The organism is Polymorphospora rubra (assembly GCF_018324255.1).
GTDB lineage: Bacteria > Actinomycetota > Actinomycetes > Mycobacteriales > Micromonosporaceae > Polymorphospora > Polymorphospora rubra.
The window spans coordinates 90080-115718 of the sequence record NZ_AP023359.1 but is presented as its reverse complement, the minus strand read 5'-3'; the positions used below and the strand labels follow the sequence as shown (position 1 = coordinate 115718).

The following is a 25639-nucleotide window of genomic DNA, read 5'->3' as shown; positions in this document are numbered from 1 at the left end:
ACAATCACCAGTGTGGTCAAGTCTCCGGGCAAGATCGAGGATATGGCGGTGATCGACGAAGTGCCGGCCCCCGAGGATCAGAAGGTACGCGACGAGGAGGAGGAGCTCAGGCAGATCGGATCGGCCGAACGCCGGCGCCTGCGGGAGGCGGACTCCGGCGAACGGGCCTGGCGGTCGTGGGGGCCGTACCTGTCGGAACGGGCCTGGGGAACGGTGCGCGAGGACTACAGCGAGCACGGTACGGCCTGGGACTACTTTCCGCATGATCATGCACGGTCCCGCGCCTACCGGTGGAGCGAGGACGGCATGGCCGGCGTCTGCGACGACCGGCAGACGTTCTGTTTCGCGCTCGCGCTGTGGAACGGCCGCGACCCGATCCTGAAGGAGCGGATGTTCGGCCTCGGCGGCGACGGCGGCAACCACGGCGAGGACGCCAAGGACTACTGGTGGTACGAGGACTCCACGCCCACCCACTCGTGGATGCGGTGGCGCTACCACTACCCGCAGGCCGCGTTCCCGTACGACGACCTGGTCGCGGTCAACGCCCGGCGCGGACGCGACGAGTCGGAGTACGAGCTGGTCGACACCGGGATCTTCGACGACGACCGGTACTGGGCGGTGACGGTCGAGTACGCCAAGGAGTCGCCGACCGACATGTGCGTGCTGGTCACCGTCGCCAACCGGGGGCCGAGGCGGCCCGGCTGCACGTGTTGCCCACGCTGTGGTTCCGCAACACCTGGTCGTGGCGGCTGCCCGGATTCGACCGGGTGCCGCGGCTGGTCGGCGAGGAGAACCGGCTGGTCGGCGAGCACTGGGTGCTCGGCCAGGTGGTGCTGGAGGGCGACGGCGACCCGGTGCCGCTGCTGTGCGACAACGAGAGCAACGCCGACCGGCTGTGGGGGCTGCCGAGCCAGACCCGGTATCCCAAGGACGGCATCAACGACCACGTGGTCGCCGGCGCGGCGACGGTCAACCCGGACCGTACCGGCACCAAGGGGGCGCTGCACTACGTGCTCGACGTACCCGGCGGGGAGCAGGCCCGGATCCGGCTGCGGCTGCGGCTGACCGCTCCGCCGCCGGCCGGGGACCCGGCGCCGCGGCTGGACCTCGGCGCCGACTTCGACCGTACGATGATCGCCCGGTCGGCGGAGGCCGACGCGTTCTTCGCCCGGGTCATCCCGGCCCGGGCCTCGCGGGCGGAGGCGGCGGTGGCCCGGCAGGCGATCGCCGGGGTGCTGTGGGGCAAGCAGTTCTACCACTTCGACGTGCACCGCTGGCTGGTCGGCGATCCCGGGTCGACGGCGCCGGAGGGCCGCCGCGTCGGGCGCAACCACGCCTGGTGGCACATGAACAGCTTCGACGTCATCTCGATGCCGGACACCTGGGAGTACCCGTGGTACGCGGCCTGGGACCTGGCGTTCCACTGCGTGACCATCGCCCGGGTCGACCCGGGCCTCGCCAAGCAGCAGTTGCTGCTGCTGCTACGCGAGTGGTACATGCATCCCAACGGCCAGATCCCGGCGTACGAGTGGGCGTTCGGTGATGTGAACCCGCCGGTGCACGCCTGGGCGGCGCTGAAGGTGTTCGAGATCGACGGTGGCGGGGACCATGACTTCCTGGCCCGGGTGCTGCACAAGCTGTTGATCAACTTCACCTGGTGGGTCAACCGCAAGGACGCCGACGGCCGCAACCTGTTCGAGGGCGGCTTCCTCGGCCTGGACAACGTCGGACCCTTCGACCGGTCGGCGGCGCTGCCGGTCGCCGGGGTGCTGGAGCAGTCCGACGCCACCGGCTGGATGGGCATGTACGCGCTGAACCTGCTCGACATCGCGACGACCCTGGCCAAACACGACCCGACGTACACCGACATCGCGACCAAGTTCTTCGAACACTTCGCGTACATCGCCGAGGCAGCCGCCGAGCAGGGACTGTGGGACGAGGAGGACGGCTTCTTCTACGACGTGCTGCGGCTGCCGGACGGCGACCGGGTGCCGTTGAAGGTCCGCTCGGTCGTCGGCCTGCTGCCGCTGGCCGCCGCCACGACGCTGACCCCGGCGACACTGGCCCGGATGCCGGAGCTCGCCGCCCGGCTGCGCTGGTTCCTGACCAACAAACCGGAGTACGCCGACGTGATCGGCGCCCGCCGGCTGACCGCCGGCGGGCGGCAGCAGCGGCTGCTGTCGATGGTCGGCCCGGAGCGGCTCGGCCGGCTGCTGGCCCGGATGCTCGACGAGGACGAGTTCCTGTCGCCGTACGGGCTGCGGACGCTGTCCCGCCAGCATCTGGCCGAACCGTTCACGGTGTCGCTGGGCGGGCAGGACTTCACCGTCGGCTACGAGCCGGCGGAGTCGACCAGCGGCCTGTTCGGCGGCAACTCCAACTGGCGGGGCCCGATCTGGATGCCGACGAACTTCCTGCTGATCTGCGCGCTGCGCGACTACGCGGGATTCTTCGGCGACGACCTGATGGTGGAGCATCCGACCCGGTCGGGGCGTAAACGGACGCTGACCGAGGTCGCCGACGACCTCTCCGAGCGGCTGATCGCGATGTTCGTCCCCGACGACGCCGGCCGGCGCCCGATGTACGGGGCGACCGAACTGTTCCAGACCCACCCCGAGTGGCGGGATCTGATCGCCTTCCCGGAGTACTTCCACGGGGACAACGGCGCGGGGCTGGGCGCCTGGCACCAGACCGGCTGGACGGCCCTGGTCGCCGACCTGATCCTGACGGTGCGTGCCGGCGACCGCCCGCCGGCGGGACCGCGGCCGCCGGCGCCGCGGTCGGGGCGCGAGCGCAGGGATGGGAACCGCCCGGCCGGGAACTCCGCCGGGTGACCACCAAGTGCGACAAGTGCGGGTACGGCTACCACGAGGTGAAGAGCCCCGAACTGGCCAACCGGATCCGCGCCTTCGGGCCGTTGTTCCGCGGCGTGCTGGTGGGCGTCGATCCGCGGATCGTGCACCGCCGGCCGGCGCCCGACGAGTACTCGGCGATCGAGAACGTCCTGCACGTCGCCGACGTCATGCGGCAGCAGCACAACCGGATCTGGCTGATGCTGGTCCACGACGAGCCGGAGGTGGTGCCGGTACCCGGCGACGACTCGCTGGTCAACGCCGCCTACCAGAACTTCGACCTGGAGACGGCGCTCGACGGGCTGACCGAGGCGTCGACGGCGCTGGCCGACGCGATCGAGGACCTGCGCGACGAGGAGTGGTCGTACACGGCGGTGCTGCACTTCCCGTACCGCAGTGTCCGCAACATCGACTGGGTGGTCCGCGACGCGATCCACGAGGGGGTGCACCACCTGATCGACACCCGGCGCTCGCTCACCCCGTGACGGAGTCGGTGGCGAGCAGGTCCAGCAGCCGGCGGACCACCGGTGGCACGGCGCGGGCCGGTAGCCGGGTCGTCTTGGACAGCGCGGGGTGCGGCGCGGTTCCCTGGACGGTATGACTGACGTGGTGATCGTCGGAGCGGGCGTGGTCGGGCTGACCAGCGCGCTGCGACTGCAACAGGCCGGCGCGCGGGTGCTCGTGGTGACCGCGGACGAACCGGCGGACACGGTGTCGCGGACGGCCGCCGCGGTCTGGTACCCGACCCACACCGACGGCAGCGCACGCATGCTGGAGCGGGCCCGCCGGACCTTCGACGAGTACGCCGAGCAGGCGGCGCGGGGCGTACCCGGGGTGGTCATGCGACCGACCCGGATGCTGCTGCGCACGCCGGCCCCCGCCGCCCCGTGGTGGGCGCCGGCCACCCGGGACTTCACCGTCGACCGGGACGTGCCGGCGCCGTACACCGGGCAGTGGCGGTTCACGGTGCCGGGCGTCGAGATGGGGCCGTACCTGGAATGGCTCGCCGGGCGGGTGGTCGACGGTGGCGGAAGGCTGGTGCGCCGCCGGCTCGACCGGCTCGACGACGTCGCCGACCTCGCGCCGGTCGTGGTCAACGCGTCCGGGCTCGGGGCCCGGACGCTGGCCGCCGACCCGGCGGTGCACCCGGCGCGCGGCCGGATCGTGGTGGTCGCGAACCCCGGACTGCACGTGTCGGTACGCGACGAGGACGACCCGGCCGGGATCACGTACGTCCACCCGCGCAGCCGGGACGTGGTGCTCGGCGGCACGTTCGAGCCGGATGTCCACGACACCGGCCCGGACGACGCGGCCAGCGCCGGGATCGTGGCCCGCTGCACCGCCCTGGTGCCCGAACTCGCCGGAGCCCCGGTGCTCGCCCGGCTGGTCGGGCTACGCCCGGCCCGGCACGGCGGGCCACGGGTCGAGGCGGATCCGGCGGGACTGACCGGCGGGGTCCGGCTGGTGCACAACTACGGCCACGGCGGGGCCGGTATGACGCTGGCCTGGGGCTGTGCCGACGAGGTCGCGGCGCTGGTCAGCCGGCCGGACGCAGCAGCGTGAAGACGGCGCCGGTCGGGTCGACCAGCGTGCTGAGCCGCCCGGTCGGGGTGTCCCGGGGCGGCACGACCACGGCGGCGCCGAGGTCGGCGGCGACGGTGACGCTGTCGTCGACGTCGGCGCAGCCGAAGTAGACCATCCAGCCGGCCGGGATCGTCGCGGCGAGTTCCGGCGGCAGCGTGAGCCGGCCGGCGACCGGCCGGCCGTCGGCGGTGAACAGCACGAAGCCGTCGTCGGGCGCGCCGTCGGGCCGCACCGGCGACAGGCCGAGCGCCGCCCGGTAGAAGTCGTCGGCCGCCGCCGGGGCGGTGGTCATGTACTCGAACCAGGACGGCCGGCCGGGACCGGGCGGCGGCGGGGTCCGCCCGGTGGCCACGGCGAAGGTGGCGCCGGCCGGGTCCGCGGCCCGCAGCATCCCGGCCGGATCCGTTCCGTACACCCGGCCACCGGCGGCGACGATGCCGGCGCGGGTGGCGGCGGCGTCGGCGGTGCCGAACACCGTCGACCATCCGGAGTGGAAGGTGCGGGTGGGGCGTACGGTCGCCACGGTGACCCCGTCGACGGTGGCGACGACGGCGTCACCGGAGCCGTCGACCGACCAGCCGAGCAGCCGGGCGTAGAACGTCGCCGCCGACGACACGGCGGTGGTGGAGAGGTCGACGGCGACCGGAAGCGTCCAGGAGTCGGGCACGGTTCCTCCACACAGGTCGAAGGTCGCCGGATCGGCGCCAGAAAACCTTATGGGACGCCGGTTGCCGCGTCGAGAGGCACGGTCCGCAGCATCAGGTCGTCGAGGCGCTGCGGCCGGCCGAGGTGGAAGCCCTGCCCCGGTCGACGCCGAGCATCTTGAGCACACCGACCAGTTCCGGGCGGTCGATGTGCTCGGCGACGGTGTACATGCCGAGCCCGTGGGCGGCCCGTACGACGGCGTCGACGAGGATCGGGTCGGGGCCGCCGTGGTCGGCCTGCCGGACGAACTCACCGGCGATCTTCACCGTCGTGAACGGCAGGTGCTTGAGGTAGACGAACGAGCCGTAGCCGGCGCCGAAGTCGTCGAGGCTGAACCCGCAGCCGGCGGAGGTGATCGTCGAGGCGAGCCGGCGGGCGTCGTGCAGGTTGGCGATCGCCGTCGTCTCGGTGATCTCCAGGCCGAGCCGGGTCGCCGGCACCCCGGCCGAGCGCAGTCCGCGGACCACCCAGTCGCCGAACGACGGGTCCTCCAGGGAGCGGCTGGAGATGTTGACGTCGAAGCGCAGGGCGACGCCGGCGGCGGTGGCCCGGGCCAGCGCCCGGATCGCCGTCTCGACGACCCAGCGGTCGAGTTCGCAGACCATGTCACCGCGTTCGAGGGCGGGCAGGAAGTCGGCGGGTTCCAGTTCGGGCAGGTGGCCGTCGCGGACCCGGACCAGCAGTTCGTAGCTGTACACGCCGAGGTCGGACAGGTCGATGATCGGCTGGGCGTCGAGTTCGAGCCGGCCGGTGTCCAGGGCCCGGCGGACCCGGGAGACCACGCCGACCCGCTGGGCGGCCTGGCGGTGCTGCTCCGGGGCGAAGAGCCGGGCCCGGTTGCGGCCCTCGTCCTTGGCCTGGTAGAGGGCCAGGTCGGCGTGCGCGAGCAGCAGGTCGTGGTCGTGGCCGGCGGCCAGCGGGGCGGCGCCGATCGACAGGGTCACCCGCAGCGGCTCGCCGCGTACGGCGAACGGGGTGCGGGCGGCCAGGTCGCACAGCCGGCTCGCGACCGCCATCGCCTGGGCGGGGTCGTAGCCGTCGAGGAGTACGGCGAACTCGTCGCCGCCGAGCCGGCCGACGACGGCACCGGCCGGCAGATGGCTGGTCAGCAGCCGGGCCAGGAGCCGCATGACCTCGTCGCCGACGCCGTGGCCGCGCAGGTCGTTGATGTCCTTGAAGTTGTCGACGTCGATGAGTAGCAGGGTGCCGCCGGCCCGGCCCGGTGCGGCCATGGCGCTCATCGCCGCGGTCAGTGCCCGCCGGTTCGGCAGCCCGGTCAGCGGGTCGTGGTCGGCGAGGTAGGCCAGCTCGTCCTGGACCCGGTGAACCTCGGTGACGTCGTGGGCGGTGCCGAGTACCCGGGCGGGGGCCCCGGCGGGGTCGGTGAAGACCTCGCCGTAGCACTCGAAGATGCGCAGCGTCCGGCCGTCGGCCAGGTACATGCGGTGGGTGTAGCTGAAGGGGCGGGGTTCTCCAGCGCCGCTTCCAGCGTCGACTCGATCATGGCGACGTCGTCGGGGTAGAGCATCGCCCGGTAGGCCGGATAGTCGAGGGTGGAACCGGCCGGCAGGCCGAACATCGAGAGCAGGGTCGGCGACCAGATGACCTCTCCGGTCGCCAGGTCCCATTCCCAGGTGCCGACCTTCGAGAGCTGTTCGATGTGCTTCAGCCGCCACTCGTAGTTGTCGGCCCGGGCCCGGTCGGCGCGTACGGCCGTGACGTCGGCGACCTCGTAGAGAAGTTCGGGACCGACGCCCTCGCGGGGCGGCAGCTGCCGGCAGGTGACCCGCAGGTGATGGGGCTTGCCGTCGGGGACCGGGCAGCGCAGTTCCCGCGCCGGCCCGTCGGGGGTCACCGTCGACAGCGGCAGGGTACGCAGGTCGGTGCCGATCGACTGGCCGAGCCGGACGGCCGCCTCGTTGCACCAGTTGACCACGCCGTCGCAGGTCGTCAGGAGGGCGCCGCCCATGACCTGGAGCACCGCGTCCGGAACACCCGGCGGCAGCGCTGCTGGCACGGTGCCTCCCCTTGTTCGGTGGCGGGGGCGGGGCCGGCGACCGGGGGGACGGTCGGGGGCCACGGAGTGACCGAGTGTACAACCGGCGTGGCAACGGCCCGCCGGGTGAACCGCCGCAGGCAGCGGTCGCGGTCCGGGCCGCCCGGCACCGGCCGGTCGGGACCGGCCGGTGCCACGGATCGTGACGGCCGTGACACCGGCCCGGAGCCTGTTACGGGCGCCCGCGCTTGACCTCGAAGAACGTCTGGGTACGCAGCAGCGGCTCGACGGCGTCCCAGATCGCGAGCGCCTCGGCCTTGTCGGTCACCTCGCCCACGATCGGACCGTGCACGCCGCGCCGGACCCCGTCGACGGTCAGCACGGGGGAGCCGATGTCGGGGCCGGCGGCCTCCCACGCCGCGCGGTGCGAGTGCCGTACGGCCTCGTCCCAGGACGCGTCGTCGAGCGCGCCCACGGCGTCGCCGACGCCGGCGGCCTCGGCGGCCGCGCGTACCGAGGCGTCGGTCAGCGGGTTCATCGACTCGAAGGTGTGGGTGCCGAGCGCGGTGTAGAACCGGCCGGCGTCGTCGTTGCGCCCGGCGGCCTGCAACGCCTCGACCAGCCGCAGCGCCTTGGTGGAGGCCGCCATCATCTCGCGGAACTCTTCCGGTGGCGGTTCGTCGTTGAGCAGGGCGAGGCTGAACGGCCGCCAGCGGACGGCCAGATCACGCTCGGGGGCGACGCTGAGCAGCCAGCGGGAGGTACGCCAGGTCCAGGGACAGGCCGGATCGAAGTGGAACGTCACATCCATGCCCGAAAGTCTAGATCCGCGACGGCGGTCGGGGAGGTGCGGCGCGACCGGGCGGGGCGACAGGGTAACGGTCCCGCAGCGGTTTTGCCTGACGGCCGCAGGTTTGCCGGTGAGTCCGGTCGGGCAGTGAGCGGGGCACGCCCATCGCGTCGCCGCTGACGCGCCTCGTCGCGCCGCGGCCCACGCGACGGGCCTGATCAGCTGGCCGGCCGGGACCGTACCCGGCGGGGCAGCCGCCGAGGGAGGGGCGGAATGGGCAGACGCGCAGAGCGGAACACCGGGGGACGTGCCGGCCCCCGACGACGTGGCCGCCGGATGGTGGCCGTCGCGGCGGCGCTGGGGTGCTGCTGCCGCTCGCCGCGTGCGGCGGCGGCGACGGCGGTGTGCCGACCATAAACCTGTACTACCCGCCGGAGCAGAACCTGCAGACGGTGATCGACAACTGCAACGAGCAGGCGCAGGGACGCTACCGGATCGAATACCGGGTGCTGCCCCGTGGCGCCGACGACCAGCGGGTCCAGATGGTGCGCCGGCTCGCCGCCGGCGACCGGGGGATGGACGTGCTGGGGCTGGACGTGACCTGGACCCAGGAGTTCGCCAGCGCGAACTGGATCCTGCCGTGGACCGGCGACGCGCGGGCCGAGGTCGAGCGGGGCACGCTCGCCGGGCCGCTGGAGTCGGCCCGCTACGAGGACGAGTTGTTCGGGGCGCCGAAGAACACCAACGTGCAGCTGCTGTGGTATCGCACCGACCTGGTCGAGCAGCCGCCGGAGACCTGGGACGACATGATCGCGCAGGCGCAGCGGCTGAAGGAGCAGGGCCAGCCGTACCAGGTGCTGACCATGGGCGCCCAGTACGAGGGGCTGGTCGCCTTCTACAACACGCTGGTCGCCAGCGCCGGTGGGCAGATCCTCAACGAGGACGGCACCGAGGCGGTCTTCGACGAGGGCGCGGTGCGCGCCCTGGAGGTGCTCCAGCGGTTCGCGACCGCCGGGGTCACGAGCGCGTCGTTCACCAACGCCCTGGAGGACGACGTACGGCTGGCGTTCCAGTCCGGCAACGGCGCCTTCCAGCTCAACTGGCCGTTCGTCTACCCGGCGCTGCAGGAGGGGGCGCCGGAGCTGGCGGACAAGGTCGGCTGGGCGCGTTACCCGGGCGTCGACGCCGGCCAGCCGAGCCGGGTCACGATCGGCGGCGTCAACCTGGCGGTCAGCCGCTTCTCCGACCATCCCGACGAGGCGTTCGAGGCCGCGCTGTGCATCCGCGACGCCGAGAACCAGAAGTTCTCCGCGATCAACGACGGGGTGCCGCCGACGATCGAGAGCATCTACGCCGACCCGGAGATGACCGAGGCGTACCCGATGAAGGACGAGATCCTCGCCGAGTTGCGGGACGGGGCCACCCGGCCACTGACGCCGGCGTACCAGAACGTGTCGACGGTGCTGTCCGTGACGCTGTCCCCGCCGTCGGCCATCCGGCCGCAGGAGACCGCCGACGAACTGCGCCGGTCGGTGCAGGACGCGCTGGAATCCAAGGGGGTGCTGCCGGGATGAGCCACCGGACCGAACCAACCACCGGGGGCTGGCCGACCGTAAGGCCGGCCGGCACGTGAAGGCGCCGCTGAGCGAGGGCAAGAAGGCCGAGCGCCGGCTGGGGTGGCTGCTGTGCGCCCCGGCCGCGCTGGTGATGGTCGCCGTGACGGCGTACCCGATCTTCTACTCGGTCTGGCTGTCGCTGCAGCGGTTCGACCTGAAGTTCCCCGACCAGCGCGAGTTCATCGGGCTGGAGAACTACGTGACGGTGCTGACCAACGAGTTCTGGTGGACCGCGTTCGGGGTCACCATGCTGATCACGGTGGTCACCGTCGCGGTCGAGCTGGTGCTCGGCATGGGGCTGGCGATCATCATGCACCGCACGATCATCGGCCGCGGCCTGGTGCGGACCTCGGCCCTGATCCCGTACGGCATCGTCACGGTCGTGGCCGCGTTCTCCTGGCGGTACGCGTGGACGCCGGACACCGGATACCTGGCGAACCTGTTCAGTGACGGGGCGCCGCTGACCGAGCGGGCCAGCGCGCTGGGCATCATCATGCTGGCGGAGATCTGGAAGACCACGCCGTTCATGGCCCTGCTGCTGATGGCCGGGCTGGCGCTGGTCCCCGACGACCTGCTCAAGGCGGCGTCGATGGACGGGGCCAGCGCCTGGCAGCGGTTCACCAAGGTGATGCTGCCGGTGATGAAGCCGGCGATCCTGGTCGCGCTGCTGTTCCGGACCCTGGACGCGTTCCGGGTCTTCGACAACATCTACGTGCTGACCGCCGGGGCCAACCAGACCTCGTCGGTGTCGATGCTCGCCTACAACAACCTGATGAAGGGCCTCAACCTCGGCATCGGGTCGACGATGTCGGTGCTGATCTTCCTGACCGTGGCGGTCATCGCCTTCATCTTCGTGAAGCTGTTCGGCACCGCTGCCCCGGGCAGCTCCGACGAGGGGAGGCGCTGATGGCCGCGCTGGACACCACCCCGGCCAAGAAGTGGCGGTGGGGCCTGCTGGACGCGGTCGTCGTGGTCTTCGCGCTGACCCCGGTGCTGTGGATCGCGTCGCTGTCGTTCAAGACACCGGGCACGCTGACCGACGGCAACTTCATCCCGCGGGAATGGACGCTGGAGAACTACCGCACGATCTTCCAGACCGACCAGTTCATCCGGGCCCTGATCAACTCGATCGGCATCGCGCTGATCTCCACCGTGATCGCGGTGGTGCTCGGCATGCTGGCCGCGTACGCGATCGCCCGGCTGGACTTCCCCGGCAAGGGGCTGCTGGTCGGGGTGTCGCTGCTGATCGCGATGTTCCCGCAGGTGTCGCTGGTGTCGCCGCTGTTCGACATCGAACGCCGGCTGGGCCTGTTCGACACCTGGCCGGGCCTGATCCTGCCGTACATCACGTTCGCGCTCCCGCTGGCGATCTACACCCTGTCGGCGTTCTTCAAACAGATCCCGTGGGACCTGGAGAAGGCGGCGAAGATGGACGGCGCCACCCAGGGGCAGGCGTTCCGGCGGGTGATCGCGCCGCTGGCCGCACCGGGCGTGTTCACCACCGCGATCCTGGTCTTCATCTTCTGCTGGAACGACTTCCTGTTCGCGATCTCGCTGACCTCGACCGAGCGGTCCCGTACGGTCCCGGTCGCGCTGTCGTTCTTCACCGGCGAGTCGCAGTTCGAGGACCCGACCGGGGCGATCTCCGCGGCCGCCGTGGTGATCACCGTACCGATCATTCTGTTCGTGCTGTTCTTCCAGCGTCGCATCGTCTCGGGCCTGACGTCCGGCGCGGTCAAGGGGTGAGTTTTCGTGGCTGACATCGTGCTGGACAAGGTGAGCAAGAGCTATCCGGACGGGACGGTCGCGGTCCGCGACGTCGACCTGACGATCGCCGACGGCGAGTTCGTCATCCTGGTCGGCCCGTCCGGGTGCGGCAAGTCGACCACCCTCAACATGATCGCCGGGTTGGAGGACATCAGCTCCGGCGAACTGCGCATCGGTGGTGAACGGGTCAACGACAAGGCACCCCGGGACCGGGACATCGCGATGGTGTTCCAGTCGTACGCGCTGTACCCGAACATGACCGTACGGGAGAACATGGCCTTCCCGTTGAAGCTGGCCAAGCTCGACAAGGCGACCATCGACGAGAAGGTCACCGAGGCGGCCAAGGTGCTGGAGCTGACCGCGCTGCTCGACCGCAGGCCGGCGAACCTCTCCGGCGGCCAGCGGCAGCGGGTGGCGATGGGCCGGGCGATCGTCCGCAGCCCGAAGGCGTTCCTGATGGACGAGCCGCTGTCCAACCTCGACGCCAAGCTGCGGGTGCAGATGCGTACGGTGGTGTCGCGGCTGCAGAAGCGGCTCGGCACCACCACGGTGTACGTCACCCACGACCAGACCGAGGCGATGACGCTCGGCGACCGGGTCGTGATCATGCGGGCCGGCGCGGTGCAGCAGGTCGGTGAACCCCAGGACCTGTACGACCACCCGGCGAACCTGTTCGTCGCCGGTTTCATCGGCTCGCCGTCGATGAACTTCCTGATCGCCACCGCCGAGGACGGCAAGCTGCGTACGGCGCTCGGCGACCTGCCGATCGGCGACCGGGTCCGCCGCCAGCTCGAGGGCGGCGCCGCCGGCCGGGAGCTGATCGTCGGCATCCGGCCGGAGCACTTCGAGGACGCCGCCCTGGTCGACGACGCGCACCGGGACCTGGGCACGGAGTTCGAGGCGCCGGTCGACCTCGTCGAGTCGATGGGGTCCGACAAGTACGTCTACCTGTCCGTCGACGGCGAGCGGGCCAGCTCCGCCGAACTGGAGGAGCTGGCCGCCGACATCGGCGCCTCGGACCTGCCCGGGGGCGGCGGCTCCAACCTGGTGACCCGGCTGTCCGCCGAGTCCGACGTACGCGAGGGCGAGAACCGGCGGATCTGGCTCAACCTGGAGAAGATCCACCTGTTCGACCCGTCCGACGGCCGCAACCTGACCCTGCACGACGGCCGGTCGGGCGGGGTGACCGCCTCCTGAGGAGTTCGTACGGGGCCACCGCGAGCCCGCGGTGACCCCGTACGGCATGTTTCGAGGGCGTTTGACCGTGAACTGGGCGGGTAGCGACCACCAGACACGGTGTCGGACGTTGAGGGAGTGGTGTCGGGATGGACGGCCAGGTCAAGGTCGCGGTTATCTACTACAGCGCCACCGGGACCACGTTCCAGATGGCCCGGGCGGCGGTCGCCGCCGCGGAGAAGGCCGGGGCCGAGGCCCGGCTGCGCAGGGTGCGCGAACTCGCCCCGGAGGAGGCGATCCGGTCCAACGCCGGCTGGCACGCCCACCACCTGGAGACCCAGGACGTCGGCGTCGCCGAACTCGACGACCTGGAGTGGGCCGACGTGGTCATCTTCGGCACCCCGACCCGGTACGGGGTGATGGCGGCCCAGCTCAAGCAGTTCATCGACGGCAGCGGTCCGCTGTGGTCGCGGGGAGCGCTGGTGAACAAGGTCTTCGCCGGCTTCTGTTCCACCGCGACCGCGCACGGCGGACAGGAGGCGACCCTGCTGTCGCTGTTCACCGTCGTCTACCACTGGGGCGGGATCGTGGTCACCCCCGGGTACGTCGAACCCAGCCAGTTCGTCTCCGGCAACCCGTACGGCGGCTCGCACACCAGCAACAACGGTGAGGTGCCGCCGGACGAGAGCGCACTGGGCGCCACGGCGCTGACCGCCCGCCGGGCGGTGGAGGTCGCCACCGCGCTCAAACGCGGAATCGGCTGACGCCGACGGCCGGGGTTTCAAGGAGAGCCGGCCGGGCGTCGCCCCGACGCCGGTGATCGTCTGCTGTCCAGCCGGTCGACACGCCGTACCGCGACCGGCGCAACAGCAGACGATCACCACGATCAGCGGTCAACACCACCCCGCCCGCGCAAGATCCGCTTGATCAGGGGCCGGAGGCGGCGACGCGCCGACGACACGCGCGAGGTACTCCCTGATCACGCGGATCTTGGGGTGCGCGCGGATCTTGGAGGGGAGTGCGGGATGGCGGAACCGGTGGCCCGAGCGGGGGCTCTCGGACCCACCCGAACCACCGGCCTGACTCTCCGCTACCCGTCCCGCGCCGGAGTATTCCTCTGTGATCAGACCGTTGCCGGCGGATCCGCGACGGTGACCAGGTCCGCCCGCCCGCCGGCCGGCGCGGCGGCCCCGCCCGGGGCGAGCAGGTGGCCGAGCAGGTCGGTGAGGACCCGCAGCCCGTCGGGGCTGAGCACCGACTCGGGATGGAACTGCACCCCGGCGAAGGCCGGGCCGCGTACGGCGTGCACGAACCCGTCGGCCGGGTCGCGGGCGACGTCGACCGGCCCGTACGGCGAGGCGAGGGTGCCGGTGTCGGCCACCGCGGTGAACGTCGAGTAGAAGCCGACGGTCCGCGTCGCCCCGAACAGGTCCACCTGGCGTTGCAGGCCCTGGTAGGGGGCGTCGCGGCGGTGCAGGCGCAGCCCGAGCAGCCCGCACAGCAGTTGGTGGCCGAGGCAGACGGCCAGCACCGGCCCCCGCCGCCGCAGCAGGTCGGCGACCAGCCCCCGCATCGCGGCCATCTTCGGGTCGCCGGTGCCGGTCGGGTCGCCCGGACCGGGCCCGGCCACCACCAGGTCGAAGCCGTCCGCGGCCGGGTCGAGCCCGGCGGCCCGCTGCCACGGCCGTACCTCGACGGCCAGGCCCAGCGCCCGCAACTGGTGGGCGAGCATGCCGGTGAACGTGTCCTCGGCGTCGACGACGAGCACCCGCCGGCCGGCCAGCGCGGGCACCACCGCCGTACCGTCGCGCTGCTGCAGCCAGAACCGGGCCAGGCGGTCGTTGCGGGCGGCGAGCGCGGCGCGTACCTCGGGGTGGTCGGCGAGGCGGCCGGTGCCCGGACCGGCAGCCGGGGCGGTCGCGGCCGGCCGCAGGCCGAGCGCGGCCAGCACCCCGGCCGCCTTGGTGTGCGTCTCGGCGACCTCGCCGGCCGCGGTCGAGTGCCGGACCAGGGTGGCGCCGACCGGCACCCGCAGGTGCCCGGTGGGGGAGATGTCGGCGGTCCGGATCAGGATCGGCGCGTCCAGCGTCTGCCGGCCGGCGTCGTCGTGGCCGAGCAGGGCCAGCACCCCGGCGTAGTAGCCGCGGCCGCGCCGCTCGTGCCGGGCGATGACCCGGCAGGCGTTCTCCATCGGGCTGCCGGTGACCGTGGGGGCGAACATCGTCTCGCGGAGCACGTCGCGTACGTCGAGCGAGCCCCGTCCGGCCAGCAGGTACTCGGTGTGGGTGAGGTGCGACATCTCCTTCAGGTACGGCCCGACGACCTGGCCGCCCCGCTCGGCGACGGTCGCCATCATCTTCAGCTCCTCGTCGAGCACCATGTACAGCTCGTCGATCTCCTTGGGGTCGGCGAGGAAGCGCAGCAGCGCGGCGTGGTCGGCCGGCCCGTCGGGGTGCCGGAAGGTGCCGCTGATCGGGTTCATCATCGCCAGCCCGTCCTCGACGCTGACGTGCCGTTCCGGGGTCGCGCCGACCAGGGTGCGGTCGCCGGTGTGCACCAGGAACGTCCAGTACGCGCCGCGTTCGCCGGTCAGCAGCCGGCGCAGCGCCGCCAGGGCGGCGGTCAGCGGCGGGTCGAGCAGGTCGGCGTGGAAGGTGCGGTGGACGACGAAGTTGGCGCCCTCGCCCCGGCCGATCTCGTCGCGCAGCACCCGGTCGACGGTGCCGGCGTACGTCTCGTCGTCGACGTCGAAGCGGCCCGGTCCGGTGCGTACCGGGGTGTCGGGCAGCGCGGCCAGCGCCGCCGCCAGCGGCACGGTGCCGTACCCGGTGACGGTCAGGCAGGTGAGCGGGGTGCCGTCGTCGACGCAGGCGAACCCGCGTTCGGCGATCTGCCGGTACGGCACGAGGGCCAGGGTGCGTGGCCCGGGTGCGCCGGCGGGCAGCGGGATGTCGGCGAGGCGGTCGACGGGGTGCGCGGGACCGGTGAGGATCTCCAGTTCGTCGCGTCCCTCGCGGCGGATCAGGGCGAACGGTCCCGGGTCGGTGCCACGGGCGATGGTGGCGAGCAGTTGCAGCAGCGGCATGTCGTTCCTCGGCTGGCCGGGGCCGTCCCGGGCGAGGCGTCCGCTGGGGATGGGTGCCGGCGGCCGCCTCGGTGGGGCGGCCGCGTGGATGAGCTACGCGCGGGGGTGGGCCGCCGGGTCGGCGGGCCACCAGAAGTTCGCGAGCGCGGGCATGCCGTCAGCCTATGCCCCCGACGGCGCGGGCGGAAGCGGTCGCGGCGCGTCCGGCCGAAGACGGTGGTGGCGGCCTCGCGACAGCCGGGGTAGGGGTGTGCCGGGCCGGGTACCGTGACCGGCGATGAAGATTCTCGCCCTGGACATGGGCACCTCGTCGGTGCGGGGCATGGTGCTGGACGCCGACGCGGTGCCGGTGCCCGGTGCGCTGGCCCGCCGCAAGGTGCACGTGTCGATCGACCACCGCGGTGCCGGCACCCTCGACGGTCCCGGCTACCTCGCCTGCCTGGTGGAGTGCCTCGACGAGTTGCACGCGGGCGGACACCTCGACGGGATCGGGTTGGTGGCGACCGCGGCGCAGTGGCACTCGATCGTCCCGCTGGACGTGGCCGGTGACCCGCTCGGGCCGGTGCTGACCTGGCTGGACACCCGCGCGGTACCGCCGGAGACGGCGACCGGCCCGGTCGACGGGGCGGCGTTCCACGCGCGTACCGGTGCCTGGTGGCACCGCTTCTACTGGGCGGTGCGGGTGCCGTGGCTGCGCGGGCACGCGTCGGCGCCGCCGGCGCGGTTCGTGGGCCTGGTCGAGTACATCTTCGGGGTGCTGCTCCCCGAGGCGCCGATGTCGGTGTCGCAGGCGTCGGGCACCGGGCTGCTCGACCTGCGTGCCATGACCTGGGATCCGGAGGCGTGCGAGCTGGCCGGGCTCCGGCCGGGTGAACTGCCGGAGCTGGCGCCGGCGAACTGGCGCGGCCGGCTGCGGTCGTCGTACGCCACCCGCTGGCCGGCGCTGGCGAACGCCCAATGGACGGCGCCGATCGGGGACGGCGCGGCGTCCAACATCGGTTCGGGCTGCGTCGACGAGAACCGGGCGGCGGTGACGGTCGGCACCTCGGCCGCCGTACGGCTGGTGCAGGCGGCGCCGGCCGGGGCGGAGTTGCCGCCACTGCCACACGACCTGTGGCGGTACCGGGTCGACCACGAGCGGATCATCACCGGCGCCGCGTACTCGTCCGGGGGCAACCTCTTCGCCTGGGCGCAGCGTGAGTTGCGGCTGCCGGAGGGGGCGGCGCTGGACGAGGCGTTGGAGCGGGTGACGCCGGGCCGGGCGATGCCGGCCGACGCCCGGTTGGGCGGGGACCGGCCGCCGGGGCTGGCCGGCGCCGGCTCGGGGGCGCTGGCCGGGCTGGGGTTCGGCAGTACGGCGGCGGACATCCTGGCCGGGCTGATGGACGCGCTGTGCCGGCAGGTCGCGGACGACCTCGTCGAGCTCGAATCCACGGTGGACCGCCAGGTCGAGGTGGTGCTCGGCGGCGGTGCCGTGGCGGCCTCCGCCTGGTGGCGGCGGGCGTTCGCGGCGGCGCTGGCGCCCCGTCCGGTGCGGCACGTCACCAACCCGGAGGTCGGCGGGACCGGGGCGGCGATCCTGGCGCTGGGCCGGTTCGGTGACATCGACGCGCATAGCGGCATCGGCCGGACGGAGGAGGGCGGATCGGCGGTGTCGGCAGGACGTGATCAGCCACATTATCCTTCGTGACCGACCCCGGTTGTCGCGTCGTTGACAGCTCTGCCGGGACTGGTTGGATGGAGCCGGCCCCTCGGCCGGCCCGGCGCCGGGGACAGTAGGGAGGCGTTGGTGGGTGTCACCGACGGGCCGTCGAACGCCACGGCCCCGCACCATCGACGAAGCCTCTTCGACGAACGGGTCGTGCCGCACCGCCGCCGTTCCCGGCTGCGGCTGCGGGACTGGCGGATGCGCACCAAGCTCGGCGCGGTGCTGATCGTCCCCTCGGTCGCGTTCATCGTCCTCGCCAGCGTGCAGACCGGTTCGCTGGTCAGCCAGGCGACCGTGCTCAACGAGTTCGCCGAGCAGGTCCGGGTCGGGCGGGAGACGACCGCCCTGATCCACGAGCTGCAGCAGGAACGTGACCGTACCTTCGGCGAGCGGATGGCCCCGGCGACCAGTTCGGACGGTCGGTACGACCCCGCGCAGGCCCGGGGCATCCTGGCCCCGCTCCACGAGCGGGTGGACGGGGCCGTCGACGCCTTCCGGGCCGCCGGTGACCCGATGTCGCGCGGCGACGCGGCCTGGCGGGTCGCGTACGCGCGGACGGTCGGACTGCTCGACCAACTGCCGGCGCTGCGATCGGCCGCCGTCGGCGGCATCGTCACCGCGCCGACCATCGAGGGCAACTACACCCGCACGATCGACTCCCTGCTGGCGCTGCTGGCCGAGCCGTCGCCCGGGGTGGAGCGTCCGGAGTTGACCGACGCGGTGCTGCGCTACGTGCAACTGGCCCGGGTCAAGGAGGCCGGGTCGCGGATCCGGGCCCGGCTCTACAGCGCCGGCCGGGTCGGCGGCTACGGGCCCGAGGAACTGGTGACCCTCAGCGACCTGCGGGTGCAGCAGCTCACCGCGATGGCCGAGTTCCAGGTCGTGGCCACCACCGAGCAGTTGGAGCGATACGCGGCGGCAACCCGCGACCCGCGGTTCGTCCACGCCGGACAGCTCGAGGAGACCAGCCTCCCGTCGGCCGACGCCGGTCCGCGGGTGATCCCGCCGGCGAGTTGGTGGTCGGCCAGCCAGGACCGGCACGACCTGCTGCGCGAGGTCGAGACGTCGGTACTAGACGACGCGGTGGAACAGGCCGACTCGCGCAGCGCCGCCCAGGTACGCCGTACCGTCCTGGTCGCCGTCGGGGTGCTGGCGGTGCTGCTGGCGGCGTTGCTGACCTCGGTCGTCATCGGCCGCTCGATCGCCCGGTCGCTGCGGATGCTGCGTGCCCAGGCGTTGCAGGTCGCGCAGCTGGACCTGCCGGAGACACTGCGCCAGCTGCGGGAGGTCAACGCCGGCGTACCGGAGATCGAGGTGCCGCCGGCCACGGTCCGCTCGATGGACGAGATCGGCGACGTCGCCGAGGCGTTCGTCGCCGTGCACCGCAGCGCGGTCACCGTCGCCGTCGACCAGGCGACGATGCGGCGGACGTTCAACGCCATGTTCGTCAACCTGGCCCGGCGCAGCCAGGTCCTGGTCGAACGGCAGCTCGAGCTGCTCGACGAGCTGGAGCGCGAGGAGAGCGACCCGGACCAGCTGGAGAACCTGTTCAAGCTCGACCACCTCGCGGCCCGGATGCGCCGCAACGACGAGAGCCTGCTGGTGCTCGCCGGCACCGAGTCGACCCGGCGGTGGAACCGTCCGGTGGCACTGTCGACGGTCGTGCTGGCCGCCGTCGCCGAGATCGAGCAGTACCCGCGGGTGCGCCACGAGGTCCCCGACGACCTGCACGTCGTCGGGCACGCGGTCGCCGACCTGGTGCACATGCTGGCCGAGCTGCTGGAGAACGCCACCGCGTTCTCGCCGCCGGACACGCTGGTGCGGGTCACCGGCACCGGGTACGGCCCGGAGACGGCGCTGATCGAGATCGTCGACGAGGGGCTGGGGATGAGCCCGACCGGTGTCGCCGACGCCAACAAGCTGCTCGCCGCGCCGCCGGCGGCCGACCTCGCCGCGTCGGAGCGGATGGGGTTGTTCGTGGTCAGCCACCTCGCCGCCCGGCAGGGGGTGCGGGTGCAGCTGCGCGCCGCCGAGCGGGGTGTGGTGGCCACGATCTGGCTGCCCGGTTCGGTGCTGTCACCGGCGCCGACGGCGCGGGACGCGGCGAACGACACCGGGCGGCGGGGCGGCGTCGCCGGCGGGCTGCGGCCGTACGCGATCGGCGGTCCGGCGGGGTTGCCGGCCCTGCGGGCCGCCGAGTCCGACCGCGACCGTGGGCGGGAGGTGCCGGCGGGGCGCCGCAAGACGCTGCCCCGGTCCCGGCGGGCGGTGCCGACCCGGTCGGAGGACGTGCTGGCCGACGCCACCGGGGCGCCGGAGGCGCCGGAGGGCAGCACCTGGTGGAGCCGGCAGGCCCGGCCGGGTACGGCGGCGGCCGCCCGGTCCGGGGCCGGTCGGCCCGCGGTCGATCAGCCCGGTCCGGGGCACTCCGGCGGTCCGGTCGCGACGGGCCCCGCCCCGACCACGCGCCCCGGCGGCGCCGTCGGTGTGGTCCGGGTGGTGGGGCAGGCGCCGTTGCGGCCCGCCGGGCAGGCCGGACCGGGGCGCACCGGTGCGGGCGCCGAACCGGCGCCCGGTGCCGGACACCGGCCGCCGCCGGAGCCGTTCCGGCCGACGGTGGTGCGCAACGCCAACGGGCTGCCGGTACGGGTGCCGATGGCGCACCTGCCGTCGGAGACCGAGGCGGCCGCTCCCGCCGCGCCACGCCCGCACACCGATCCGGATCCGGACGCGGCCGGCTCGACGCTCTCCCGGTTCTACGGCGGCGTACGCCGCGCCGAGGCGGAGGAGACCACCGAAATGTCAAAGTTGATCACAAGGGACGAGGAGCGCCAGTGACCACACTGAGCCAAGATGCACGTGACCTGAGTTGGCTGGTGAGCGGGTTCGCCGAGAAGGTTCCCGGGGTCCTGCACGCGGTTGTGGTCTCCTCCGACGGGCTGCTGGTGGCGGTCTCCGACCACCTGCCCCGCGACCACGCCGACAAGCTCGCCGCGGTGACCTCCGGGTTGATGAGCATCACCACGGGGGCGGCGCAGATGTTCGACGGTGACATCGTCAAGCAGACCGTCGTCGAGATGGGGCGGGGCTTCTTCCTGGTGATGAACATCCGGGACGGTTCGATCCTGGCGACGCTCGCCTCGGGCGACGCCGACGTCGGCGTGATCGGTTACGAGATGGCCCGGCTGGCCAAGCAGGCCGGTGAGAAGCTGACCCCGGCGCTGCGGGCCGAGCTCCAGCAGGCGCTGCCGCGCTGAGGGCGAGCAGGGGTAAAGCCAGCTAGCCCGGTTGACCAGGCCGGGCTAGCTGGCTGTCCAGGTGGTCACGGACCGGTTGTCCGAGAGATCCCGCGTCGATCCGGCCGCGGACCTACACCGCGTTGTCCGCGATGACGCTGCGGTACCAGTGGGCGCTGCGCTTGAGGATGCGGCGCTGGGTCGGGTAGTCGACGTGGATGAGTCCCCAGCGCTGGTCGTAGCCCTCGGCCCACTCGAAGTTGTCCATCAGGGACCAGACGTGGAAGCTCTCCAGCGGTACGCCGTCGGCGATGGCCCGGTGGGCGGCGGCGATGTGGTCACGCAGGAAGGTGACCCGGCCGGCGTCGTCGACGGTGTCGTCGGGGCCGAGGGCGTCGGTGGTGGGCAGCCCGTTCTCGGTGATGGAGATCGGCAGCGGGCCGTAGTCGCGGGTGACCCGGGTCAGGATGTCGTAGAGGCCGTCGGGGTGGATCTGCTGCCAGTCCGCCTGTGACGTCGGCCATCTGGTGACCGTCCCGCCGGCGGCGGTGACGTAGATCGGGGTGTAGTACTGCACGGCGAGCAGGTCGACCGGGGTGGCGATGATGTCCAGGTCGCCGTCGCGGATGCCCCTGGCCAGCCGGCTGTCCGGGCCGAGGTCGTCGAGGACGTCGGCGGGGTAGCGGCCGGTGAGGACCGAGTCGAGGTAGAACCGGTTCTCGTAACCGTCGTACAGGGTGGTGGCCGCGGCGGCGGCCGGGCTGCTGTCGGCGGGATAGCAGGGGTGCAGGTTGAACGCGGGGCCGATGCGGCCCGGCCCGCCGCGCGAGCGCAGCGCCTGCACGGCCAGGCCGTGGGCGAGCTGCAGGTGGTGGGCGACGAGGTGGGCGGCTTCGGGGTCCTGCCGGCCGGGTGCGTGGTGGCCCTGGAGGTAGCCGTTCTGCACGACGGTCTTGGGCTCGTTGATGGTCAACCAGACCGGTACGTCGTCGCCGAGGGCGGTGAAGACGGCGTCGGCGTAGTCGGCGAAGCGCAGGGCGACGTCGCGGGATTCCCAGCCGCCGGCGTCCTGGAGCGCCTGCGGCAGGTCCCAGTGGAAGAGGGTCGCCATCGGTGCGATGCCGCGTTCGTGGAGCCCGGCGACGAGCCGGCGGTAGAAGTCCAGGCCGCGCTGGTTGGGGGCGCCGGCACCGTCGGCCTGGATGCGGGGCCAGGCGATGGAGAAGCGGTAGCTGCGCAGGCCGAGGTCGCGCATCAGGTCGAGGTCGCCCGCGTAGCGGTGGTAGTGGTCGGCGGCCACGTCGCCGGTGTCGCCGCCCTTGATCCGGCCGGGCGTGTGGCTGAAGGTGTCCCAGACCGATTCGCCGCGGCCGTCCTCCTTGGTGGCGCCCTCGATCTGGTAGGCCGAGGTGGCGGCCCCCCAGACGAAGCCGTCGGGGAAGCGCAGGCCGAGCGGTGCTTCGGCGTCCGCGGGCGGCGTGGCGTGGTGCAGCGGCTGCCGCCGGCTGGGAACGGCCATGTTTCGGGTCTCCTCTGGGTCTTCGGGGATCCCCGATGCTCGTCGTAACAATCGGGGGTTAGCGTGGGGGCGGGGAGGGCAATCCCCGCCCCCACCATCGGTTACACACACGCACGAGCGGGTTGGCGTCCAAGTCGTGCGTGCCGCGCGGGAGCCGGGCCACGCGAGTGGCTGGTGATCCCACCTCCCTTCCGATGTTCGTGGGACGGCCGGCGGCGGAGTCCGGGCTGGCCCGCCGTCGGCCCTTGCGGCGCAGGGGTCGGGTCACGTACGAGGGCACACGACCCGACTTGCATGTTCATCGATGGAAGCGCTCCCATCGGCGATGGTTCAGGACTGTAGTCCGCGTTACGGTTTTGTGAAAGCCCCAAAATGGAATCGAAACAAAGTGTCGGAAAGCCCCTTCCCGTAGTTGAATCGGGAGCGCTCCCATGGAACACTCTCGAACTGTCGCGGGTGAGTGAGCCACCACGCGCGACCGCGGGCCGCCGAGGGCATCGGACTTCCGAACGGCCGCCCCGCACCGACCGGACCGCCGGTCAGCCCCCGGTCCGGGCCGGGTCGCTCGCAACGTTCCCCCGCGCCTTCCGTCCCGCGCGACGACAGTCGTGCCGGAGGCGCTTGGCCGGTGGCCGTCACGCCCCGGCCCGGTTCCGCGAGGAGACACTGATGAAAGTCACCGCAAGACGCCGTCGGGTGGCGATGATCGCCGCCGGCGTGGTCGTGGCGGCCGGGGTGACCCTGCCCGTGGGCGCCGCCCACGCCGCCACCTCCTGCGACGTGGTCTACGCGACCAACGACTGGAACAGCGGATTCACCGCCAACGTCACCATCAAGAACCTCGGCGACCCGGTCACCAACGGCTGGACGCTGGGCTGGACGTTCCCCAACTCCGGCCAGCGGGTCACCCAGAGCTGGTCGTCGACGGTCACCCAGACCGGCAGCCAGGTCAGCGCCGTCAACGCGGCCTGGAACGGCAGCATCCCCACCGGCGGCACGGTCGACTTCGGCTTCAACGGCAGCCACACCGGCAACAACCCCAAGCCGACCTCGTTCACCCTCAACGGGACCGTCTGCAACGGGGCCGTACCCAACCAGGCGCCGACCGTCTCGCTCAACGTGCCGGCCGGCCCGTTCGTCGCCCCCGCCGACGTGCCGCTGACCGCCACCGCCAGCGACCCCGACGGCACCATCAGCAAGGTCGAGTTCTACCGCAACGGCCTGCTGATCAACACCGACACCACCGCACCGTACGGCTACACGATGGAGGACCTGCCGGCCGGCAGCTACACCGTGCAGGCCAAGGCGTACGACAACGCCAACGCGACCGCGACCGCGGAACGGGCGTTCACCGTCACCCCCAGCACCGGCCCGGTGCTGATCGCCACCCCGTCGTCGGTGAGCGTCAACGAGGGCGGCACCTCCACGGTGAACCTGAAGCTGTCGGCGGCCCCGACGAGCAACCGTGTGGTCACCCTGACGCGGACCGGTGACGCGGACATCACCGTCTCGCCGACCTCGGTCACGCTCACCCCCAGCAACTGGAGCACCGGGGTCAACGTGACCGTGGCCGCCGCCGAGGACGCCGACACGGTCAGCGGCACCGCGACCATCACCGCCTCGTCCACCGGCCTCGCGCCGCTGGCGATCGTCGCCACCGAGATCGACAACGACACCGGCGGCGGGAACAACGTCTACATCCAGCGGTTCCTCGAGCAGTACGGCAAGATCAAGAACTCCGGGTACTTCAGCCCCGAGGGCGTGCCGTACCACTCGATCGAGACGATCATCGTCGAGGCGCCCGACCACGGCCACGAGACGACGTCCGAGGCGTTCAGCTTCTGGATCTGGCTCGAGGCGCAATACGGCCGGGTCACCCAGAACTGGGCGCCGTTCAACAACGCGTGGACGGTGACGGAGAAGTACATCATCCCGTCGAACGCCGACCAGCCGACCGCCGGCGTCGCCGGCACCCCGCAGTACGCCGCCGAGTACGACCTGCCCAGCCAGTACCCGTCGCAGTTGCAGCCGAACGTGTCCGTCGGCCAGGACCCGCTGCGGTCGGAACTGCAGTCCACGTACGGCACCGGCAGCATCTACGGCATGCACTGGCTGCTCGACGTCGACAACGTGTACGGCTTCGGCCGCTGCGGCGACGGCACCACCCGCCCGGCGTACATCAACACCTTCCAGCGCGGGCCGCAGGAGTCGGTGTGGGAGACCGTGCCGCAGCCGTCCTGCGACACCTTCGCCCACGGCGGCACGCACGGCTACCTCGACCTGTTCACCCGGGAGAGCAACCCGCCGGCCCGGCAGTGGAAGTACACCAACGCCCCGGACGCCGACGCGCGCGCCATCCAGGCCGCGTACTGGGCCCAGACCTGGGCGAAGGAGCAGGGCCGCCAGGGCGAGATTGCCCAGACCGTGGCCAAGGCCGCCAAGATGGGCGACTACCTGCGGTACGCGATGTTCGACAAGTACTTCAAGCGGATCGGCAACTGCGTCGGACCGACCCAGTGCCCGGCCGGTACCGGTCGTGACTCGGCGCACTACCTGATGTCCTGGTACTACGCGTGGGGCGGGGCCACCGACCCGAACGCCGGCTGGTCGTGGCGGATCGGTTCCAGCCACAACCACATGGGCTACCAGAACCCGATGGCCGCGTACGCGCTGACCGCCATGCCGGAGCTGCGGCCGCGGTCGGGGACCGCCAACGCCGACTGGACCAGGAGCCTGGAGCGGCAGATGGAGCTGTACCAGTGGCTCCAGTCCGCCGAGGGCGGCATCGCCGGCGGTGCCACCAACAGCTGGCAGGGCAGCTACAGCCCGGCGCCGGCCGGCACGCCGACCTTCTACGGCATGTTCTACGACCCCAAGCCGGTCTACCACGACCCGCCGAGCAACAACTGGTTCGGCATGCAGGTCTGGTCGCTGCAGCGGGTCGCCGAGCTGTACTACCTGACCGGCAACGCACGGGCCAAGATGGTGCTGGACAAGTGGGTGCCGTGGGCCCTGTCGGAGACCACGATCGGCACCGGCGGCGACTACGCCATTCCGGCGACGATGGAGTGGACCGGCGCGCCGCGGGTCTGGGACCCGGTCAACCCGCAGCCGAACAGCGACCTGCACGTCGAGGTGGTCTCGCACAGCAAGGACGTCGGCGTCACCGCGGCGTACGCCCGCACCCTGATGTGGTACGCGGCCAAGTCCGGCCACGTCGGCGCGAAGAACACGGCCAAGGGCCTGCTCGACGGCCTGAACGCCAACGCCGACGCGCAGGGTGTCTCGGTGCCCGAGCGGCAGGAGCACTTCAACCGCTTCGACGACGTCTACAACCCGTCGACCGGCCAGGGGCTCTACATCCCGCCGGGCTGGACGGGCACCATGCCCAACGGTGACGTCATCGCACCGGGCAAGAGCTTCCTCGACATCCGCTCGTTCTACAAGGACGACCCGGACTGGCCGAAGGTCCAGGCCTACCTGGACGGCGGACCGGCCCCGGTCTTCAACTACCACCGGTTCTGGGCCCAGGCGGACATCGCCATGGCCTACGCCGACTTCGGGCACCTCTTCCCGAACGGCTGAACCAGCGGCGGGCCGGGTGA

17 protein-coding genes and 1 pseudogene are annotated in these 25639 nt (G+C 72.2%); 12 read left to right on the top strand and 6 right to left on the bottom strand.

Translation table 11 applies throughout. The features are described 5' to 3' along the window. Positions 1-3: 3 nt before the first annotated feature. From Prubr_RS00490 to Prubr_RS00480, 3 genes and pseudogenes are all read left to right on the top strand, one after another. Positions 4-2735: pseudogene (locus Prubr_RS00490) on the top strand (MGH1-like glycoside hydrolase domain-containing protein); the annotation flags it as partial. A gap of 95 nt (positions 2736-2830) precedes the next feature. Continuing rightward, the gene (locus Prubr_RS00485) at positions 2831-3337 is read left to right on the top strand and encodes a DinB family protein (protein WP_212820524.1); all 507 of its coding nucleotides are present in this window, start codon (positions 2831-2833) and stop codon (positions 3335-3337) included. Positions 3338-3449: 112 nt separating this feature from the next. Next, entirely contained in the window at positions 3450-4415 is a 966-nt protein-coding gene (locus Prubr_RS00480; protein WP_212820522.1) for an FAD-dependent oxidoreductase, read from the top strand. On the opposite strand, the gene Prubr_RS00475 is transcribed toward Prubr_RS00480, so the two are convergent. The 4 genes from Prubr_RS00475 to Prubr_RS00465 all read right to left on the bottom strand — a co-directional run bounded on the left by Prubr_RS00475 (position 4390) and on the right by Prubr_RS00465 (position 7948). Beyond that, positions 4390-5103, bottom strand: a complete 714-nt coding sequence (locus Prubr_RS00475) for a VOC family protein (protein WP_212820519.1) — start codon at positions 5101-5103, stop codon at positions 4390-4392. The genes Prubr_RS00480 and Prubr_RS00475 overlap by 26 nt on opposite strands. A gap of 91 nt (positions 5104-5194) precedes the next feature. Continuing rightward, entirely contained in the window at positions 5195-6382 is a 1188-nt protein-coding gene (locus Prubr_RS00470; protein ID WP_246569135.1) for a bifunctional diguanylate cyclase/phosphodiesterase, read from the bottom strand. A gap of 35 nt (positions 6383-6417) precedes the next feature. After that, the gene (locus tag Prubr_RS36575) at positions 6418-7158 is read right to left on the bottom strand and encodes a PAS domain-containing protein (RefSeq protein ID WP_246568180.1); all 741 of its coding nucleotides are present in this window, start codon (positions 7156-7158) and stop codon (positions 6418-6420) included. 211 nt (positions 7159-7369) lie between these two features. Further along, positions 7370-7948, bottom strand: coding sequence for a DsbA family protein (locus Prubr_RS00465; RefSeq protein ID WP_212820514.1), 579 nt, complete (start codon positions 7946-7948; stop codon positions 7370-7372). A 341-nt stretch (positions 7949-8289) separates the two neighbouring features. Here Prubr_RS00465 and Prubr_RS00460 point away from each other — a divergent pair, with 341 nt between their 5' ends. From Prubr_RS00460 to wrbA, 5 genes are all read left to right on the top strand, one after another. Beyond that, a complete protein-coding gene (locus tag Prubr_RS00460; protein ID WP_212820511.1) occupies positions 8290-9501 on the top strand; it encodes an ABC transporter substrate-binding protein in 1212 nt (403 codons plus the stop codon). A 55-nt stretch (positions 9502-9556) separates the two neighbouring features. After that, positions 9557-10450, top strand: coding sequence for a carbohydrate ABC transporter permease (locus Prubr_RS00455; protein ID WP_281425872.1), 894 nt, complete (start codon positions 9557-9559; stop codon positions 10448-10450). Next, positions 10450-11289, top strand: coding sequence for a carbohydrate ABC transporter permease (locus tag Prubr_RS00450; RefSeq protein WP_212820509.1), 840 nt, complete (start codon positions 10450-10452; stop codon positions 11287-11289). The genes Prubr_RS00455 and Prubr_RS00450 overlap by 1 nt, the downstream gene beginning before the upstream one ends. Before the next feature lie 6 nt (positions 11290-11295). After that, positions 11296-12507 carry an ABC transporter ATP-binding protein gene (locus Prubr_RS00445; RefSeq protein ID WP_212820507.1) on the top strand — a complete coding sequence of 404 codons (1212 nt, stop codon included), beginning with the start codon at positions 11296-11298 and terminating at the stop codon, positions 12505-12507. Between the two features lie 128 nt (positions 12508-12635). Then, a complete protein-coding gene (gene wrbA / locus Prubr_RS00440) occupies positions 12636-13250 on the top strand; it encodes an NAD(P)H:quinone oxidoreductase (RefSeq protein WP_212820505.1) in 615 nt (204 codons plus the stop codon). Between the two features lie 359 nt (positions 13251-13609). On the opposite strand, the gene Prubr_RS00435 is transcribed toward wrbA, so the two are convergent. Further along, on the bottom strand, positions 13610-15571 hold the full coding sequence (locus Prubr_RS00435) for an anthranilate synthase family protein (protein ID WP_212820503.1): 1962 nt from the start codon (positions 15569-15571) through the stop codon (positions 13610-13612). Between the two features lie 277 nt (positions 15572-15848). Between Prubr_RS00435 and Prubr_RS00430 the strand changes: the two genes are divergently transcribed. The 3 genes from Prubr_RS00430 to Prubr_RS00420 all read left to right on the top strand — a co-directional run bounded on the left by Prubr_RS00430 (position 15849) and on the right by Prubr_RS00420 (position 20536). Continuing rightward, a complete protein-coding gene (locus Prubr_RS00430) occupies positions 15849-17261 on the top strand; it encodes an FGGY family carbohydrate kinase (RefSeq protein ID WP_212820501.1) in 1413 nt (470 codons plus the stop codon). A 99-nt stretch (positions 17262-17360) separates the two neighbouring features. Then, entirely contained in the window at positions 17361-20117 is a 2757-nt protein-coding gene (locus Prubr_RS00425) for a sensor histidine kinase (protein ID WP_212820499.1), read from the top strand. Beyond that, complete coding sequence (locus tag Prubr_RS00420; protein ID WP_246568178.1) at positions 20114-20536, top strand: roadblock/LC7 domain-containing protein; 423 nt, start codon at positions 20114-20116, stop codon at positions 20534-20536. The genes Prubr_RS00425 and Prubr_RS00420 overlap by 4 nt, the downstream gene beginning before the upstream one ends. Before the next feature lie 112 nt (positions 20537-20648). Here Prubr_RS00420 and Prubr_RS00415 read toward each other — a convergent pair whose 3' ends face one another. Continuing rightward, complete coding sequence (locus Prubr_RS00415) at positions 20649-22034, bottom strand: GH1 family beta-glucosidase (RefSeq protein ID WP_212820497.1); 1386 nt, start codon at positions 22032-22034, stop codon at positions 20649-20651. 669 nt (positions 22035-22703) lie between these two features. On the opposite strand from Prubr_RS00415, the gene Prubr_RS00410 reads away from it, so the two are divergent. Then, positions 22704-25619 carry a glycoside hydrolase family 48 protein gene (locus Prubr_RS00410; protein ID WP_212820495.1) on the top strand — a complete coding sequence of 972 codons (2916 nt, stop codon included), beginning with the start codon at positions 22704-22706 and terminating at the stop codon, positions 25617-25619. The last annotated feature ends 20 nt before the right edge of the window (positions 25620-25639 follow it).

Bases quoted from the DNA above. Each gene is read 5' to 3' on its own strand.
- Prubr_RS00410 (WP_212820495.1), top strand. From the start codon at position 22,704: ATGAAAGTCACCGCAAGACGCCGTCGGGTGGCGATGATCGCCGCCGGC.
- Prubr_RS00435 (WP_212820503.1), bottom strand. From the start codon at position 15,571: ATGCCGCTGCTGCAACTGCTCGCCACCATCGCCCGTGGCACCGACCCG.
- Prubr_RS00465 (WP_212820514.1), bottom strand. From the start codon at position 7,948: ATGGATGTGACGTTCCACTTCGATCCGGCCTGTCCCTGGACCTGGCGT.
- wrbA (WP_212820505.1), top strand. From the start codon at position 12,636: ATGGACGGCCAGGTCAAGGTCGCGGTTATCTACTACAGCGCCACCGGG.
- Prubr_RS00430 (WP_212820501.1), top strand. From the start codon at position 15,849: ATGAAGATTCTCGCCCTGGACATGGGCACCTCGTCGGTGCGGGGCATG.
- Prubr_RS00415 (WP_212820497.1), bottom strand. From the start codon at position 22,034: ATGGCCGTTCCCAGCCGGCGGCAGCCGCTGCACCACGCCACGCCGCCC.
- Prubr_RS00470 (WP_246569135.1), bottom strand. From the start codon at position 6,382: ATGAGCGCCATGGCCGCACCGGGCCGGGCCGGCGGCACCCTGCTACTC.
- Prubr_RS00480 (WP_212820522.1), top strand. From the start codon at position 3,450: ATGACTGACGTGGTGATCGTCGGAGCGGGCGTGGTCGGGCTGACCAGC.
- Prubr_RS00450 (WP_212820509.1), top strand. From the start codon at position 10,450: ATGGCCGCGCTGGACACCACCCCGGCCAAGAAGTGGCGGTGGGGCCTG.